A 17689-nucleotide genomic window follows, 5' to 3' on the forward strand; every position below is an offset into this window, starting at 1 on the left:
AGCTGGGCCCGCGTCATACACGACGACCTACCGGATCAGACCCTGCCGCAAGGGCGAATCCCAAATATTGATCACAACCCGATACGCGCCCTAGTAGAACGTCGTCGGCTCGTCGTGGCGGTCGTTGGTGCCAAACGTCGGCCTGGGATGGTTTCGTAGCCTTTAGGCTGATTCAACGCCTGGTCCGCGCGCTGAGCCACCGAAGCGGATGCGGGACCCGGGTCGATCGGCCTGGCGATATGCCTGGTGCTGGTCGGGGTTGCTGCCTGGTTCGTTTCGACAACCGCTCGTCGTGCACACCGGATGCTGGCGGTTCTCGGGAATGCGGTGCAGGTCGCCCACCCGGAGTATCGAGTGCGATTAGAACCTCCAGACGGAGTTTTCTCTCACTCTCCCCTTGTCCTTCGAGCGGCAGTCCTCCGGCAGCTCCGGCGGTGGGCGGGAGGTGGTGGAGAACGCGCTGGGCGACCTCACCACCGTCCCCTCGTTCCCCACCACAGACCTGACCGGGTATCTGCGGGCGTTCGCCGGTGGCCGGGGTCATGAGCCGGCTGCGAAGAAGGCGGCGGAGCGGCAGATCAGGGGGCTGGGGCAGTCGGAGTGGGCGACGGCCCTGATGGAACTGGCGAGCCCTCTCGCCGAGCGGGACCTGGTCGAAGAGATGAAACTGTATGGGTTCGGCCCTCAGGACAGGGACAAGTATTTCTTCCTGTCGCCGACGGTTCCGGCCGCGGCGAAGCCGGTCTTCTGGTCCGCCCTCGACGGGTGCGCCGATCGTGGGTTGGCCGGGTGCGACGACCGCGCCGCGACGAAGCAGTTCCAGCAGTCGGCCGGCCTGCTGACCGAGGACGATCGCCGTAAGCTGCGCAGAGTCGGTCTTGATCTGGACGTTCTTCGCGCCGCCGCCTCGGAGGGCCGGGTCTACGGCTTCATCGTCAACTGGATGACGAAGGACGACCTCTTGGGCCTGCTCGGCAAGCCGGACGTGCGCGTTGTCCACGTCGTCGAGATGGTGCCGCGAACCGACCACGTCCCGAGCTGAACCAGTGCCCCGGCCCGGCTGGTTGAAGGGCGCGTCGTCTGGCCCTCTGGTGGAGCCTTTTGCCGGCGACGTATCCCAACCTCAGCGGATGGCCCGCGGACCTGCTGCCCCTCGCCGACGACCCCAGAGTCATGTCGCTTCGTGTGGCCAACATCGCCGTGGACGTCTGAGAAGGCCACTGGGACGCCGCGCAGGGCGATCTCCGGACTGATCCTGCCCGAAAACGGGCAGGAAACTTGTTAGTCGGCATCAGTACTGCGTTAGGGTCCTGCTCTGTGTCCACGGCACGGCATCCCTTCGAGGATCTGATCGGCCACCTCACCCGGACCACCTCACTGGGGCCGGGTGAGGCGGCCCGCGTGGTGGCCGACGTCCTGACGTACTTCGGCGAGCCCGCGGAAGAGTACGTGCGGCGCCGCCACGGCGAACTCAAGTCGAGGGGGCTGACGAACGACCAGATCTTTCCCAGAATCTCCGCCGAGCTTGCGGGAAGGCGTGTCGCGGCACCGGAGCTGACCCTGCGCCAGCTTCGGCGGATCGTTTACGGATAGGAGCGGTTATGTGCGGAATCGTCGCTTATGTCGGGCCTAAGGATGCGGCGCCCATCCTGCTCGAAGGTCTCCAGCGACTGGAGTACCGGGGCTACGACTCGGCCGGCCTCGCCGTCGTGAACGCCAAGAGCCTCAGGACGCGCAAGGTCAAGGGCCGGGTCGCCGACCTGGCGGCGGCGGTACCCGCGAAGTTCAAGGGCACGAGCGGCATCGGCCACACCCGGTGGGCCACGCACGGCGCGCCCAGTGACGTGAACGCGCACCCGCACCTCGACCAGGAGCAGCGGATCGCCGTCGTGCACAACGGCATCATCGAGAACGCCGACGAGCTGCGCCGCCGCCTGGAGGGCGAGGGCGTGAAGTTCGAGAGCGAGACCGACAGCGAGGTGCTCTCGCAGCTCATCGGGCGCATGGTCAAGGACACCGACTCGCTGCGGGAGGCCGTCCTGCGGGCGCTGAAGAGCGTGGTCGGCACGTACGGCATCGCCGTCATCGACGCGCAGCGCCCCGGCGAGATCGTGGTGGCCCGCAACGGCAGCCCGATCGTGCTCGGCCTCGGCGAGAAGGAGATGTTCGCCGCCTCCGACGTCGCCGCGCTCATCCGCTACACGCGCCAGGTCGTCCACCTGGAGGACGGCGAGCTCGCGGTCATCAAGGCTGACGGGTTCAACACGTTCACCAGCGACGCCAGGGAGACGGCCAAGGAGCCGTTCACGGTCGACTGGGACGCCGGCCACTACGACAACGGCGGCTACGAGCACTACCTGCTCAAGGAGATCTCCGAGCAGCCCGACACGGTCGCCCGCACGCTGCGCGGCCGGATCGACGACCGGTTCCACATCGCCCACCTCGGCGGCCTCAACATGGACGCCCGCGAGACCCGCTCGTTCCGCCGCGTGAAGATCATCGGCTGCGGGTCCGCGTACTACTCCGGCCAGATGGGCGCGCAGCTCATCGAGGAGCTGGCCCGCATCCCCGCCGACGCCGAGCCCGCGTCGGAGTTCCGCTACCGCAGCCCCGTCGTCGAGCCCGACACCCTGTACGTCGCGATCAGCCAGTCGGGGGAGACCTACGACACGCTCGCCGCCGTGCAGGAGCTCAAGCGCAAGGGCGGCCGGGTGCTCGGCATCGTCAACACCGTCGGCAGCGCCATCGCCCGGGAGACCGACGGCGGCATCTACCTGCACGCCGGTCCCGAGGTCTCGGTGGCCTCCACCAAGGCGTTCATCTCCACGGCCGTGGCGTTCGCGCTGCTCGCCCTGCACCTCGGCCGCGTACGCGACCTGTCGCCGGCCGACGGCCGCAGGATCTGCGAGGGACTGCGCCGGCTGCCCGAGCAGATCAAGGAGATCCTCACTCTGGAGGACCGGATCAAGGAGCTGGCGAAGAAGTACGCCGACTCGCCGGGCATGATGTTCGTCGGCCGGGTGCGCGGCTATCCGGTGGCCCGCGAGGGCGCGCAGAAGCTCAAGGAGATCTCCTACGTCCACGCCGAGGCGTATCCGGCGAGCGAGCTCAAGCACGGCCCGCTCGCGCTGATCAGCCCCGAACTGCCGACGGTCGCGATCGTCCCCGACGATGAGCTGCTGGACAAGAACCTCACCACGCTGGGCGAGATCCGGGCCCGGCACGGGCGCATCCTCATGGTCGGCCACCGCACCTCCGAGGCGGCCGACGACTGCATCGTGGTGCCCAAGAACGAGGTCGAGCTCGACCCCATCCTGCTCACGATTCCGCTGCAGCTGTTCGCCTACTACGCCGCCGTCGCCCTGGACCGCGACGTCGACCGCCCGCGCAACCTCGCCAAGAGCGTGACGGTCGAGTAGGACCGGGTCCCTTCTCGTACGGGTCGCTTTTCGTACGGCTCGCGCCCCTGTGGCGTGAGCCGTACGGGCGCGCGTCAGGTACGCGGGCCGGAGTGAGTCAAGTGTGTGAGCGGGGTGTACGAACAGGGTGCGCGGGCAGGCGGGTGCCCGGTCACGAGCGGGGGGATGGGTTCCTGGCCGGATGCGGACGGCGCGGAGGCATGGGTGCGCCGGCGGGGCCGAGGGATGTCTGATGCGGAGGAACCGCGGCGAGAGGCGGCGTGTCAGCCGGGGGTCAGCGCGTGGTACTCGGCGCAGCCCGGCGTAGACGCGAGGAGATCCCTGTCAGCATGATCCTGGGCAGCCGGGTTGCTGTCGCCGTTGCCTGCGCCCACGCTCTGCAGAAAACGACAGCAAGCGTGCAGAAAAAGACAAGACGCATCTCTCCGGTCCCTTGCATGCTGGTTCCGGCTGATACCCGGGAAGCCGTCGAAGTGGATCGTCACCCAGGACGAAAGGGCTCACGATCAGTAATCGGTAAGGCGCTGTCCGTCTATTGACGTATGGGCACCTTATGACACGTCCTGAGCGCGTGACTGATCCGTACGCACCTCCCCCCAAAGGACACCATGGGAATTTTGCCCTTCCGCAGAGGGCGCCGGCAGTGGTTATCCATAAGCACGGCCACTCTGGCAGCCATCGTCCTGGCACCTACGCCTATAGGAAATAACGTCCCAGCTGTCGCTGCGGCTTCCCCCCAACCCTCCCCGCAGACCCCGATACACGGAAGGCAGCTCGAAGAGGCGAAGCGAGAGGCGCTTGTACAGAAGAAACCAGTCGAAGTAGAGGCCTGGACCACCGAAACGGCGCAGTTCTTTGCCAAGCCTGACGGCAAGACCGTGCAAGCCTATCTCAACACCGGACCAGTCCGCGTCAAACGCAATGGCGTTTGGCACGGCATCGACACCACGCTGGTGGAGAAGGACGGGTCCTTCGCACCCAAGTTCGCCAAGAACGGTCTGCAATTGTCCGCCGGTGGTGCCGGCCCCGTGGTCAAGCTTCGGCACGAGAACGAGCGCTCCGCGCTGTCCGCTCCGGCAATGCTGCCCAGACCAATAGTCAGTGGTAACACGGCAACCTATCGCGACGTGTACGGACAGGGCGTGGACCTGGCCGTGTCGGCTACGCCGACGGGGTTCAGTCAGCAAATCGTATTCCGCCAACGTCCCAGGGAGAATAAGAAACTGCGCCTGACCGCGCGACTTCCTCACGGCCTCTCGTATGCGCGGACGGCGAACGGTAGAACTCAGCTCAAAGTCGGCAAGAAGAAGATCTCCGACATCCTCGACGCTCCTATGTTCGACGCCGCCGCCGCACAGGGTGGCCCCGACGACGGTCACAAGAGCGTCGCAAAGGTGTCCGTCGGCGGCGAAGATTCGGAGCTGACGCTTTCCGCGGATGCCTCGTTCCTCAACGATCCCGCCACGCAGTTCCCTGTGACAGTGGCAGCAGGAGGATCTGAGTGGCTGGGCGCGGGACGCGCCGTCGATACCTTCGTCTCCAATGTCCAGTATCCCAATGCGGCGCAAGGGTCTGCCACGTGGTTGAGAGCCGGCAAGTCGAGCAGCGGAGGCGAGACCTGGCGCACCTACATAGGTTTTCAGATGGACGCCTCCTTCCAGCTCATGGGCGCGCACATCCTCAACGCCGACCTGCGGATGTGGAACTACCGGTCCAACGCATGTGGCCTGGAGGTAGGGTCCGGCATCCTGGTCCGCCGGGTTACCAAGGACTGGTCACCTTCCACGCTCTCCTGGAGCTCCCAGCCCGGCACCACATCGAGTGGCCAGGTCGGCAACAAGGCCGCGTACAGCGACACCTGCTCCTGGGGGGAGGGGGAGCTCTATTACTCAATCGAGGACATCGCTCAGGCGTGGGCCGACGGTGAGCCGGACTACGGTCTGCAACTGCGTGCTTTCAGCGAATCCGACGCGACCAACTGGCGCCAGTATCGATCGGCCAACTACGGGTACTCCGCCGGGACGAATGGACCGCGTGGGCCCGTCCTGTTCGTCGAGTTCGAGCCCCCCCTCCAATACTCCTACCTACAGGCGGAGCAGCCCTCGGAATCGCCGAGCCAGGCTGAAGTCGACGACATCAAGAGCCGGGAGACGACCGCAACCAACCCCACCTTTCCCGACGTCGACGACCAGACCATCTTCGATTCGGCCAAGTCGGCCGAGGAATCTTTCGACGTCGACGCCGATTCGCTAGAAGCCCCTCCGGACTCGACACCGGAGGAATTGGCTGATTTAGATGATCCGGACACCGGGCCTGGCTATACCGTCGAACCCGGCGATCCCGATGCGCCCTCTTCACCTTCGCCTTCCCCTTCGCCCTCCCCTTCCCCGACCGATCCGGCAGGAGGCGAGCAAACCATACAACTTCCTCTGGTGTCTTCTGCCGTCAGTACGACCTGGGGCTATGAGGATGACGGCGGAACGGATCTCGTCGCCGGCAGTTACGACTGGGAAGACGGCAGCTACGACCTCTCCCGGACGTACTTGAAGTTCGATACTTCCGCACTCGCAGGAATGAGGGTGGTGGCAGCACGGCTCAAGCTGCATAACCGCTTTGGATACTGCTTCGGAAGCGGCATCGGAATAAAGGCCTTCCAAGTCACGGCGCCATGGGACCCGGCGCTGCTGACCTGGAGCTCTCGGCCGACAACCGATACCACCCGCGCGATCAGCGCTGACTCGGAACCCTTCTGCCAGGATGTAGCCGACATCAACTGGGCGGTTACCCCGATTGTTCAGGCGTGGACGGGCGGGCAAGCCAACCACGGCATTCAACTTCGTGCCGTGCCCGAGGGCCAGCCAGGATCTCTGGAGCGCTACTTCGACTCGCCGGTATCCGAGGAAGAGGACTCGGCGCCACCGGTGCTTTCGGTGACTGTCGTTCCTGCGGGCGGAGCCGGGACGAGCGCGAGCAGGGCGTCCTTGGCCACAGCGCAGGCGGCACCGCCGGTTCCCCCTGGTACCGGAATCATGACTGAGTCCGAGTGCCGTAAGCACACCGCCGAAGCGAAGCGTGCAGGGTATGAGAACTCACGGATATGGTTCCCAGGCGGTTGGCAGAAAGATCGCTTCAACTGGTGCACGATTCGCCAGGTCGGCATGGTCAATGAAAACTGGACGTCGCCGGAAACTACGCACTACATCAATGGAGAGGCGGTCATTCGCCTACGCGCCTACAACGCCGGCAGGTACAACTACGAACGCATCTTCCAGGTGCGCGTATCGATCAACAACTTCACTTTCAAGGGACAGGCGTATCCGCGCTGGGCGAATGTCACGTTCGGCATGAGCCTGGCACAGACGCCCGGTACGCAGCGGTGCAAGATCAGCGGCCCGGATAGGTATACGTACCATAACTCCGCCTGGCCGAACACAGAGGCCGTATTCACTGTGACGTCGCTCGATGACGGTGACTACGACGACCTCGATGCCGTCGCGGTATGTAAGCCGCGGTTCTGGTCCAAGGTGACCAGCCTGACCGAAAACGTCTCGTCGAAGTCCTATGACACCTTGCCGTCAGTGCGGTGCGACAGCGCGTACTACATCCTAAGTCACATTGGTGCCGGGTGCGTGTATTATCACAAGCCGCCGACGTTCAAGCTGCTGCTTACTGACGCTTCTGATCCGACGGTCCCGTCGAACGACCCCGACTCCGCCTACCGCTCGCCTCTCGGCCATATCTGGACCGCGTTGTATGCACCAGCTAAAACTGTTCCGTACGTTCTGAGTAAGACCCTGCCGGGTAGGCAGGACAAAGCGGAACCGCTGTACAGATCGATCAACGAGACGTGGAACAGGGCAAGCGGGAGGAAGATCAGGGCGGTATGCGAGACGCTGCCGGACTATGACAAGGACATCAGGCAGTGCGACGAGTATCCCTTCAACTCCACTACCGCTAGCGCTTCTCGTGTGCAGGGCGATCAGTTCTCGGTGCGTCCAGTCACCAAAACCAACAACTCTGGGGCGGGTGGGAAGCTGGGTCGCTTTCTCACGCTTCAGCGTGTTCTGGGACGGGACGGGACGCTGCAGCGAGAGATACACAACTGGGATCCGTATTACGTGAGGGTTGAGCGTCCCCCGACGACTCCTTAGAAAGCCTCAGGACGCTTGATAGCATGGGGGACGGAGTGACCTCCGTCCCCCATTCCTTCTCAGCTAAGCGACGTGATGTACGAGGACGTACTGGAGCACTACAAGCTCCTACTGAGGTGTCACCCTCTCGAGCTCAGCGCATGCTGGACTGTCGTCAGGGGCGCCGCGCAGAAGATGAGCGTCAACGAGTGCGTGCGCCGGCTCGGCCGGGATGAGAGCGCACTCGAGCTGCTCACTCTTGCCGACTGGCTGGAATTCGACAGGTCCGCTCTTTTCTTCGTGGAAAGCGAGGCCGCGGTCATGGTCGTCGAGCCCATGGGGGCCATACTTTCCTCGTCGTCGGCGATGGGGACTCTCAGCATCGGCGGAGAGGTGTGGAGCGTCTCCTGGAACGAGAACCTCGCTGCTCAACTGAACTACGCGCGTGATGGGGGACTCCTCGCCGCCTATGATTTCCTCTACGAGACCCGGGCCGGAGGTGCCGAGCCCGAGATATTCGATCCGTACCGAGACTTCCTCTCGGAGCATGTGCGCACGCCCGACGAGGGCAACCTGCAGTACGAGAACAGTCTCATCACATGGTGGGCGGCTGGAATGGCGGTCGTAGAGCTCGCCAGTGGTGTCCGCCTGGGAAGCGCATCGTTGGAGAGCCCTCTACCCGCCCTCGTTTTCGAGGACGAGTTCTGACTGAAGCCCTCGCCGTTGTGGACGGGCGGAAGGGCTCCCGCCTTCCCGGCGAAGCGATCCTGCCGCCGGTCGGCCGCACGCTCCACGAAGCGGGCGTGCCCCCGCGGCTGGCCGCCGCCCGGCTGCGTGCCTGTGGGCACGCCTGCCCATCGGGCTCCCGGGCGGCAGTGCGATCGACGGTCCGAGCAGGCCTGTACGGCCTGGCGATGTCATCAGGGCGTGCGGAAGCCCGTCGTGATCCGCTGACCGACGCGCCCCGGATGAGGTGGTATCGATCGCCGCAGCCGTAACGTCCGTTATGTGGTGACATGGTGTAGTTACTCATAGTCTGTGCGTGTAAGGGACTCTTCGGGTAGGAGGGTGCCGACATGCGACGCCGTACGGTCCTCGCGCTGGGGGTCCTGGCCCTCGCGGGCGCGTGCGGCGTCCAGGCGCCGCCACATCGCAGGGAGCTCTCCCTGGCCGTCCCGGGCCCGCCCGGAGGATGCGGGGACGGCGTCGCCGCCGGGATCAAGTCGCTCGTCGAGGGGCGTGGCTGGGCCCGGGCCGTACGGATCACGCGGGAGGCCGGCGACGGCGGGACGGCGCTCGCCCGGCAGGGCGGGCCGCGGACCGACCTGGTGATCGCCGATCCCGCGCTGCTCGCCGCCTGCGCGCTGGCCCGCGACCCGCTCCTGGTCGCCAGGGCCGTTCCGCTCGCCCGGCTGACGGGGGAGTGGGAGGTGCTGGTCGCCTCGCCCGACTCGGGGTACCGCACGTTCGAGCAGTTCGCCGCCGCGCTGCTGCGCGACCCCGGAGGGCCCAGGGTCGCGGGCGGCGCCGACCGCGGCCCGGAGCACCTGCTGCTCGGCATGACCGCGCAGGGCCTGGGGGCCGACCCCCGCCTGCTCGACTACGTCGCGTTCGACAGCAGGGCGCAGGCCGTCGCCGCGGTCCTCGACGGGCGGCTCGCGCTCGGGTTCGGCAGCAGGCGCGAGGTCGCCCCTCACGTGCGCGCCGGACGGCTGCGGCCGCTCGCGGTCTCCTCCGCCGAGCGGCTGCCCGGGGTGGACGCGCCGACGCTGTCGGAGTCGGGCGTACGGGTCGTGTACGCCGACTGGACGGGTCTGATCGCCCCGGTCGGCACGGCCGAGCGGGACGCGCTGCTCGCCCTGTGCCGGGCCGTCGCCGACACCCCGGGATGGCGGAGCCTGTGCGACCGCAACGACTGGACGCCGATGTGGCTCGACGGCGACGACTTCCGCCAATGGCTCGTCGGCGAGGCGCGCCGTACGGCCCTGCTGCTCAATGATCTCGGACTCCGTTGAACTCATCCGTTTTCGGCGTACCCGTAAAGGGCAAAGGGAACGCCATGACGACGACAGGGGGCGCCGTCACAGCGGCAGCGTGGAACTGGGCGACCTTGGCGATCGCCGTGGCCGCCGCGATCGTCGCGGTGGAACTGGTGCGGCGGGTGCTGAAATCGCGCCTGATAGGGGAGCGGTGGGCGCTCGCCGGGCCGTTCGTGCGCCGGTGCACCTGGCCGGGCTTCGCCTCGGCCGTGGTGGGCACCGTCAAGGCGGCCTACGACCCCGACATGCCCGGATCGGACTCCCACGGCTTCCAGCGGGTGCTCGCGCTGCTGCTGATCGCCTGCGTGACCTGGCTGATGATCCAGGCGGCGTACGCGGTGACCGACGTCGTCCTCGACCGGCTCACCCGGGTCGAGGGCGAGCGCAACCGCCGCGCCCGGCGCATCCGCACCCAGATCGCACTGGTGCGCCGGGTGTCGGCGGCGGTCGTCGTGGTGCTCGCACTGGGGGCGATGCTGTTCACCTTCCCGCAGGTGCGGGCGCTGGGCGCGGGGCTGCTCGCCTCCGCGGGCATCGCGGGCGTGGTGGGCGGCATCGCGGCCCAGTCCACGCTCGGCAACATGCTGGCCGGGCTGCAGCTCGCCTTCAGCGACGCGCTGCGGCTCGACGACGTGGTCGTGGTGGAGGACGAGTGGGGCCGCATCGAGGAGCTGACCCTCACGTACGTGGCGCTGCGGCTGTGGGACGAGCGGCGGCTCATCCTGCCGGTGTCCTACTTCACCACCAACCCGTTCGAGAACTGGACGCGTCACGAGAGCCGCATCCTCGGCAGCGTGTACCTCCGGGTGGACTGGTCGATCCCGGTCGAGGAGGTGCGCACCGAGCTCTACCGGGCGCTGCGCGAGAACCCGCTGTGGGACCAGAAGGACTGGACGCTGCAGGTCACCGACATCACCCCGGAGGGGCTGGTCGAGTTGCGCGCGCTGATGAGCGCGGCCGACTCGGCGAGCGCCTTCGACCTGCGCTGCGACATCCGCGAGCACCTGGTCGGGTTCATCCGCGAGAAGTACCCAGAGAGCCTCCCGCGCCTGCGCGTCGACACCCCCGCACGGTGAGCGTCTCGTCCGCTCTCTCGCACCAGGCCGTGAGCGACGGGTGTCAGGGGGCGTTGGACGGCCGCAGGAGCCTGCTCGCGCCCGCGATCAGCGCGGTGGCGAGAATCCAGCCCGCCGCGACCAGGCCGTTCGCCAGCCACTGGGTCCATCCGGCCGGCTCCCAGGCGCCCCGCTGCTCGAACACGCTCACCGGCACGAGCAGGTCGAGCGTGTAGACGAAGGCGTTGAAGTGGCGCGACTCGTCCAGCCCGATCTGGTGCGGCGGCCACTGCGTGAAGACCGCCGTGCCCGTCGCGAGGAGCAGCGCGGCCCACAGGCCGGCGAGCCAGGGCCGGTAGCCGTACCCGACGAGCCCGTCGAGCAGCCGGCCCCACAGCCGCCCGGGCAGCCGCAACGTCCGCCGCCGCGCCCGCTGCCGGGCCAGCAGCACCCGGCGCGCGTCCGGCTCGTGCCCGATGCGACGGCAGTAGGCGGCCAGCTGCTCGTACGGCTGGGGCCGGTAGCCTCCGGGATCGCGCCGCAGCCAGGAGAGCCGGTCCGCCAGGGTCGCGGGCCCGCGCAGCGACTCGTACGTCAGCCCGTTGAGCCGCACGTCGCCCGGGTAGCTCTCCGGACGGTCGAACAGCACGCCGAAGCGGGAGTAGCCGAGGTTGACCTCGCCCTCGATCGATTCGGGCAGCAGAATGAGCTCGTCCGCCTGCATGTGGCTCAGGTGCAGCACCCGGCCACGCGCCCGCAGCACCGCGCCGTGGAACGACAGGACCCCGCCGATGCGCGCGCCGCGCAGCCGTACGGTTCCGTGGGCGGTGAAACCCGCGCCGAGTTCGGCCGCGGCGGCCTGCAAGTGGTCGGCGTGCACGGCGGGGGTGTCGTCCGACGTGACGACGGCGCCCTGGAGGTAGAGCCCGCTGGAGAAGCGGGCGCCGATCAGCCGCAGGCCGCCCGTGGCCCGCATGTCGCGTAAGAAGGCGCTGCCGTCGACGACGAGCCCGCCGGCCCACAGCGCGACCGACTCCCAGGTCCGCGGCTCCTCCGATCCCTCGGGCCCGTTCCACCGGGTCGGCTCCAGGGTCGGATCGAGGGCCGGCTCCAGGGGTGGCTCCAGGGACGACGCCCCGGGCGGCATGCCCAGGTTCTGCGCCCCGCCGGGTGTGCCCACCCGCGTGCCGGAGAGCCTGAGCTGCCCGGTCACGTGGGCGTTGTCCAGGCGCACCCCCGCGTGGACGACTGATCCGTCGAGATCGAGGAGCCCGTCGACCGTGGCCCGGCTGGCCCGGAAGCGGAACATGTCGCAGCGCCGCAGCCGGACGCCCCTGGTCCTGGCGTCGTTGAGCGAGACCGTTCCGGCGATGTGGCAGTCGAGCAGGTGGACTTTCGCTTCGATCGTGGCGTCGGACAGGTTGAGGTCGCCGACGATCCGGGCTCCGGCGAGCCGGACGCCCGGCACCCGGGGCGATCCGCCGGCGCCCCGGTCGAGCACCAGGGCGGAGATCACCTCCGCCCGGACCACCCGGGAGCGGCCCCACGCGCCGCCGGAGGAGGAGTCCGTCTCGCGGCCGTGGCGCAGGTCGACCCAGGCGCCGGTGGGGTAGGCGTCCCAGAGCCGTCGCTCGGCGGGGGTGAGCCGGCGGAAAGGGGGCCGCGATCTTCCCATCAGAACCTCGGCAGGGGACCGTCGCCATTAGGCGACGGGGGAATGCCGTCCCTGGCTGGTTTTCTCTCCGGGCTCATCGCGGGTTCCTTTCCCTGGTGGAGTAGATGGGCGGTGCTAGGCTGCCTCGCTCGCCAGCCTGCCTTGAGGATCACCGGCAGCTCTACAACGCCGCGCTGGAGCACCGGCGCACCGCCTATCGCAAGGCGGGGGTGACGGTTCGGTACGGTGACCAGTCCGCAGACTTGAAGCACATCCGGGCCGACGCTGGCCACGCCCATGGCGTCCGCCGGTCGTCTGGCGGCGGCCCAGCGGGCTCTCGCCCGTAAGAAACGCGGGTCCACGCGTCGCCGTAAGGCGGTGGCGCGGGTGGCGGCGCTGCACGCCAAGGTCCGCCGCCAACGTCGTGATACCGCGCACAAGGCGGCGCTCGCGCTGGTCCGCGACTACGACGTGATCGTGCATGAGGACCTGCGCATCGCGAACACGACCCGCAGCGCGTCCGGCACGATCGACAACCCCGGCCGGAACATCGCGGCCAAGTCCGGGCTGAACCGGAGCATCCTGGACGCGGGTTGGGGGGTGTTCCTGCGTGTGCTCGCGCACAAGGCTGAAAGCGCCGGTCGCGAGCTGATCGCAGTCAACCCCGCCAACACCTCCCGCACCTGCTCGCGGTGCGGGCACTGCGCCAAGGACAACCGCCTCACCCAAGCCCAGTTCCGATGCCAGGCGTGCGGCCACGAGGCACACGCCGACGTGAACGCGGCGATCAACATCCTCAGGGCAGGGCTTGCCCTTCGCGACGCTGCGGAAGCGGCCTAGCGAGAAGCCGCTCCCTTCAGGGAGCGGAGGAGTCACGGGCCGACGATATCGCCGATCTTCGAATGGGCCGCCGCCGCACTGGCGAGGTGACTCGCCGCGTACGGCACGAGAGCGACCACCGCGACGGAGAGCTGTTCCCCGAAGGACGACGGTGGTGAGCAGGTGCTCCGGGGCCGCTCCGCGTACGTGCGGAGGGTGACACGACAAGAGGAACAGCCGTGGAGAACCATCTGAACGGGCGCGTACGGGCGCGCTCGCTGGGCGTCGTCGTCGGCGCGTTGCCGACCGGGCCGCTGAACGCGATCACCGATGCCTGTTCACCGCGACGACCACCACCGGCTTCCGCGGCCGCACGAGCCATGCGGTGCCCTACGACCGGCTCCCGGGCACGGACGGCCGGACCACGCTCGGGTGAGCGCCGCCGGGCATCCGGCGTCAGGAAACGGGATCGGGAGCAGGTGTCAGGAGCCGCAGTCGCAGCAGCAGCCGTCCCCGCAGCAGCAGCCGTCGCCCGAGCCGCAGTCGGAGCATGCCGAGCAGCAGTCGCAGCATCCCGAGCAGTCGGGGCAGCCGTCGCAGGCGTCGCAGAAGCAGCGGTCCATGCACCGCTCCTGCCGGTACTCGCTCCACGGCGGGCGGTAGAGACCGCAGGTCAGGAAGACCGCGATCCCGGCCGCCGCCGTCAGCGCGATCCCCGGGCGCCTGCCCGGCGGCTCCTGCGGGGGCCCCGGGGGTCCGTCGGGCGGGGCGTCGGACGGCGCCGGAGAGGTGTCCCCCGCCCGCGTGCGGTGCGCCGCGCAGGCGGCGCCGTGGGCGCGCGTGCCGAACGCCCGGTCGACGGCACGGCGGGTCTCGCCGCACAGCAGCGCCTCGACCAGGTGCCGCTCCTCCAGGTCGAGGTCGCGTACGGCGAGGCGCAGCCCGTGCAGCGCCTCCTCGCACACGCGCCGGGCCTCGGCGGGGGAGGTGCCGGTCGCGTCCAGCGGGTTGTACGCCCCGCGGGCCCGGTCCTCGGCGAGGTCCTCGACCGCGTCGATCAGGTGCGCGATCCGGCCGAAGAAGCGGCCCGCCTCGCGCAGGCTCTCGACGTTGCCCGGCCGGCCCGCGAGCGTGGCCGTGTGCGCGAAGGCCGCGGCCACGGCGGTCTCGGTGGGCTCGGTGACGTCGAGCAGCCCGCGCCCGGGGGACGCCTCCAGCAGCGCCTGGCGGGCGGAGACCTCGGTCAGGACGGCCGTGTCGAAGCCGATCGACTCCGCGCCGCGCCGGGCGGCCGAGGTCCAGGCGGCGGCCGTGGCGCGCATCGGGACGCCGGCCACGCGCCGGGCCGCGATCCCGTCGCCGTCGGACGCGTGGTCGCGGATCTTGCCGGCGGCGAGGGCCAGGGAGACCACGGCGGCCAGGCGGGCGCCCCGGTCGTCCGACCGCACCACCTCCGCCGGCCGGAAGCCGCGCAGTGCGCAGGGCCCGGCGGTGCGCCGGTTCGGCCCGGCCCCTGTCTGTGACTGGGCCTGTGACTGGGCCCGTGACTGGGCCTCGGTCAGGACGGACAGGATGAGGCCGTCGTAGTTGGTCGCCATGCGGGCCAGATGTCCGTGCCGGTCCCGCAACGTCAGGCAGAGCCCGCACAGGTGCGCGCGCCAGGCCTCGTGGACGGACGGGCAGGAGTGGCGGGCACACGGCCGGAGGATCCCGAACACCCAGAGACTCCTTGGGGGGTCATGCGTACGGGATCGTCCCGTTGCGCGGCGATTATGCCATCACGGCCGGGGACCCTGCTGGAGCAACCGGGCGGGCGGCCTGGACAATCGAGGGATGCATGTTACCGACGGGTTCGAACTGGCCCTCGCCGAGCACGTCGCCACCCTCACCCTCAACCGCCCCGCCACGCGCAACGCCGTGACCGCCGCCATGTGGCGGGCGCTGCCGGGCGTCCTGGCGGACCTCGCCGCCGACCCGAAGGTACGTGTCCTCATCCTTACCGGAGCTGGCGGAACTTTCTGCTCCGGTGCTGATATTTCGGAAATTCATGAGCTTCGCGATAACGACGATGACACTGGTCTTACCGTTGTCGCGGAGCGCGCACTCGTGACCTTTCCCAAACCCGTGATCGCGATGATCGAGGGATACTGCGTCGGCGGCGGGTGCCAGCTCGCGCTCGCCTGCGATCTGCGCATCGCGGCGGCCGGGGCCCGCTTCGGCGTCACCCCGGCCAAGCTCGGGATCGTCTACCCGCTCAGCTCCACGCGGCGGCTGGCGGAGATCGCCGGGCCCGCCACCGCGAAGCTCCTCCTCTTCTCGGCCGAGCTCATCAGCGCAGATCACGCCTTGCGTACCGGCCTCGTCGACGAGGTCTGCCCGCCGGAGGACCTGCGCGAGCGCGTGTACGGCCTGGCGGCCACGATGGTCGGCAGGTCCCGGCTGACGCTCGCGGCGGCCAAGCAGATCATCGACGGCCGGGCCGGGGAGGCCGAGGTGCGCGCCTGGCAGCGGGAGGCCAGGGAGAGCGGCGAAATGGCCGAAGGTGTCCGGGCATATCGGGAGGGGCGTTCCCCTGGATTCTCTTGGGATGCAAAATAGGCATAAACGGGACTCGCAGTGGTAATGACCCTGTGAGGTGTGAGATGTCGCAGAATCCATTCGCCAGGTTCGCTCGCTGGCTAGGACTTGATAGGAATCCGCTTCGGCGCCGGTGCGACCGGGTCGAAGCGGTGGTACGGCTTGCCGCGGTGCTGGGAGTCGTGGCCGCGATCGCGTTCGGCGTGATGTTCGGCATGCGCGAGTACGGCAACGGCCTGAGGACCGAGGCCCAGCAGGCGCGCACCCGGCATCAGGTCGTCGCCACGCTGACGGGCGACGTGACGACGCCCCGGCTGTCGGTGGCCGGAGCGTCGGTCGGGCATGCCCAGGCCACCTGGATGGCGCCCGACGGCACGGCGAGGGCCGGTGTCATCGAGGTCTCGCCCGGCAGACACGCGGGCGAGACCGTGCGCATCTGGACCGACGACAGAGGCGTGATCACGCCCCGGCCACAGGACCGGGAGACCACGGTGGTCGCCGCGCTGACCGTCGGCACGGGCGTCCCGCTGGCCGCCGCCGCGATCCTCGCGCTGCTGGTGACCTGCACCCGCCTGGTGAACCAGCGCCGGGCCCGCCGGGTGTGGGAGGCCCAGTGGACCGTGGTCGAGCCCATGTGGCGGATCAACGGCCGCTGAGCCGCTCGCCGCTCGCAGACGGGCGGGCTCAGCGGTCGACGATCTCGTTCTTCCCGATCACGACCACACCGCTGCGGGTCACCGCGAAACGCTGGCGGTCGTACTCCAGGTCGAAGCCGATCCGGGCGCCGTCGGGGATGACCACGTTCTTGTCGATGATGGCCTTGCGGACGATCGCGCCTCTGCCGATCTTGACCGAGCCCATCAGCACCGAGTCCTCGACGTGCGAGTGGGAGTGCAGCACCACGCCGGGGGACAGGATCGAGCGCAGCGCGGTGCCGCCCGACACGATCACCCCGGGCGACACGAGCGACTCCAGCGCGTGCCCCACCCGGTCGCCCTCGTTGTGCACGAACTTGGCCGGCGGCAGCGGGTCGTTGCCGGTGTAGATCGGCCACCGGTCGTTGTAGAGGTTGAAGACCGGCTGCACCGAGATGAGGTCCATGTTGGCCTCGTAGTAGGCATCGAGCGTCCCCACGTCGCGCCAGTAGCCGCGGTCGCGCTCGGTGGAGCCGGGCACCACGTTGTTCGCGAAGTCGTACACCTCGGCGCCGCCGCTCTTGACGAACATCGGGATGATGTTGCCGCCGAGGTCGTGCTTGCTGCTGGGGTCGAGGGCGTCCTCGCGCAGGGCCTCGATGAGGGCCTGGGTCTTGAAGACGTAGTTGCCCATCGAGGCGAAGATCTGGTCGGGCGCGTCGGGCAGGCCCACCGCGTCCTTCGGCTTCTCGCGGAACGCGACGATCCTGCGGCCCGAGGGGTCCGCCTCGATGACCCCGAACTGGTCGGCCAGTTCGAGGGGCTGGCGGATCGCGGCGACGGTCACGTCCGCGCCCGAGTCGACGTGCTGGTCGACCATCTGGCGGGGATCCATCCGGTAGATGTGGTCCGCGCCGAAGACGATCACGTGGTCGGGCATCTCGTCGTAGATCAGGTTGAGGTTCTGGAACAGCGCGTCGGCCGATCCGGCGAACCAGCGCGGGCCGAGCCGCTGCTGCGCGGGCACCGGGGTCACGTAGTTGCCGAGCATCGACGACAGCCGCCACGTCCGGGAGATGTGCCGGTCCAGGCTGTGGTTCTTGTACTGCGTGAGCACCACGATCTGCCAGTAGTGCGCGTTCGCCAGATTCGACAGGACGAAGTCGATGAGCCGGTAGATGCCGCCGAAGGGCACGGCGGGCTTGGCCCGGTCCGCGGTCAGCGGCATCAGCCGCTTGCCCTCTCCACCCGCAAGCACGATCGCCAGGACCTTCATAGGCAGGACCTTAACCCGCGAAATGGCTAACAAACACCAGGGACACCGGCAAACAGCGCGGATCAGGGACTCTAAGCTCACACGT

Annotated in this window: 13 protein-coding genes; 10 read left to right on the top strand and 3 right to left on the bottom strand. The window is 68.6% G+C overall.

Translation table 11 applies throughout. The features are described from left to right. Positions 1-397: 397 nt before the first annotated feature. The 7 genes from ABZ857_RS41190 to ABZ857_RS41220 all read left to right on the top strand — a co-directional run bounded on the left by ABZ857_RS41190 (position 398) and on the right by ABZ857_RS41220 (position 10664). A complete protein-coding gene (locus ABZ857_RS41190) occupies positions 398-1042 on the top strand; it encodes a hypothetical protein (RefSeq protein ID WP_357055391.1) in 645 nt (214 codons plus the stop codon). 275 nt (positions 1043-1317) lie between these two features. Further along, a complete protein-coding gene (locus tag ABZ857_RS41195; RefSeq protein WP_079319166.1) occupies positions 1318-1593 on the top strand; it encodes a hypothetical protein in 276 nt (91 codons plus the stop codon). 8 nt (positions 1594-1601) lie between these two features. Continuing rightward, the gene (glmS, locus tag ABZ857_RS41200; protein WP_357055394.1) at positions 1602-3419 is read left to right on the top strand and encodes a glutamine--fructose-6-phosphate transaminase (isomerizing); all 1818 of its coding nucleotides are present in this window, start codon (positions 1602-1604) and stop codon (positions 3417-3419) included. Between the two features lie 608 nt (positions 3420-4027). Then, positions 4028-7570 (top strand): DNRLRE domain-containing protein, encoded by a 3543-nt coding sequence (locus tag ABZ857_RS41205; protein ID WP_357055397.1) that lies wholly within the window; start codon positions 4028-4030, stop codon positions 7568-7570. Between the two features lie 72 nt (positions 7571-7642). Beyond that, complete coding sequence (locus ABZ857_RS41210; RefSeq protein ID WP_357055400.1) at positions 7643-8257, top strand: hypothetical protein; 615 nt, start codon at positions 7643-7645, stop codon at positions 8255-8257. A gap of 368 nt (positions 8258-8625) precedes the next feature. After that, a complete protein-coding gene (locus ABZ857_RS41215) occupies positions 8626-9564 on the top strand; it encodes a tripartite tricarboxylate transporter substrate-binding protein (RefSeq protein ID WP_357055403.1) in 939 nt (312 codons plus the stop codon). Between the two features lie 44 nt (positions 9565-9608). After that, positions 9609-10664 carry a mechanosensitive ion channel domain-containing protein gene (locus ABZ857_RS41220; protein WP_357055406.1) on the top strand — a complete coding sequence of 352 codons (1056 nt, stop codon included), beginning with the start codon at positions 9609-9611 and terminating at the stop codon, positions 10662-10664. A gap of 43 nt (positions 10665-10707) precedes the next feature. On the opposite strand, the gene ABZ857_RS41225 is transcribed toward ABZ857_RS41220, so the two are convergent. After that, positions 10708-12318 (bottom strand): hypothetical protein, encoded by a 1611-nt coding sequence (locus ABZ857_RS41225; RefSeq protein WP_357055409.1) that lies wholly within the window; start codon positions 12316-12318, stop codon positions 10708-10710. A gap of 276 nt (positions 12319-12594) precedes the next feature. Between ABZ857_RS41225 and ABZ857_RS41230 the strand changes: the two genes are divergently transcribed. Continuing rightward, the gene (locus ABZ857_RS41230) at positions 12595-13137 is read left to right on the top strand and encodes a transposase (protein ID WP_357055412.1); all 543 of its coding nucleotides are present in this window, start codon (positions 12595-12597) and stop codon (positions 13135-13137) included. Positions 13138-13598: 461 nt separating this feature from the next. Here the strand turns inward: ABZ857_RS41230 and ABZ857_RS41235 are convergent, their stop codons facing one another. After that, a complete protein-coding gene (locus tag ABZ857_RS41235; protein WP_357055415.1) occupies positions 13599-14834 on the bottom strand; it encodes a DUF5685 family protein in 1236 nt (411 codons plus the stop codon). Between the two features lie 115 nt (positions 14835-14949). Between ABZ857_RS41235 and ABZ857_RS41240 the strand changes: the two genes are divergently transcribed. Together ABZ857_RS41240 and ABZ857_RS41245 are read left to right on the top strand one after the other, a co-directional pair. After that, on the top strand, positions 14950-15714 hold the full coding sequence (locus tag ABZ857_RS41240) for an enoyl-CoA hydratase/isomerase family protein (RefSeq protein ID WP_357055419.1): 765 nt from the start codon (positions 14950-14952) through the stop codon (positions 15712-15714). Between the two features lie 131 nt (positions 15715-15845). Next, positions 15846-16349, top strand: coding sequence for a hypothetical protein (locus ABZ857_RS41245; RefSeq protein ID WP_357055422.1), 504 nt, complete (start codon positions 15846-15848; stop codon positions 16347-16349). Positions 16350-16377: 28 nt separating this feature from the next. Here the strand turns inward: ABZ857_RS41245 and glgC are convergent, their stop codons facing one another. Continuing rightward, positions 16378-17685, bottom strand: coding sequence for a glucose-1-phosphate adenylyltransferase (gene glgC / locus ABZ857_RS41250; protein WP_357055425.1), 1308 nt, complete (start codon positions 17683-17685; stop codon positions 16378-16380). Between the last annotated feature and the right edge of the window lie 4 nt (positions 17686-17689).

Source organism: Microbispora sp. NPDC046933, from assembly GCF_040644635.1.
Classification (GTDB): Bacteria; Actinomycetota; Actinomycetes; order Streptosporangiales; family Streptosporangiaceae; genus Microbispora.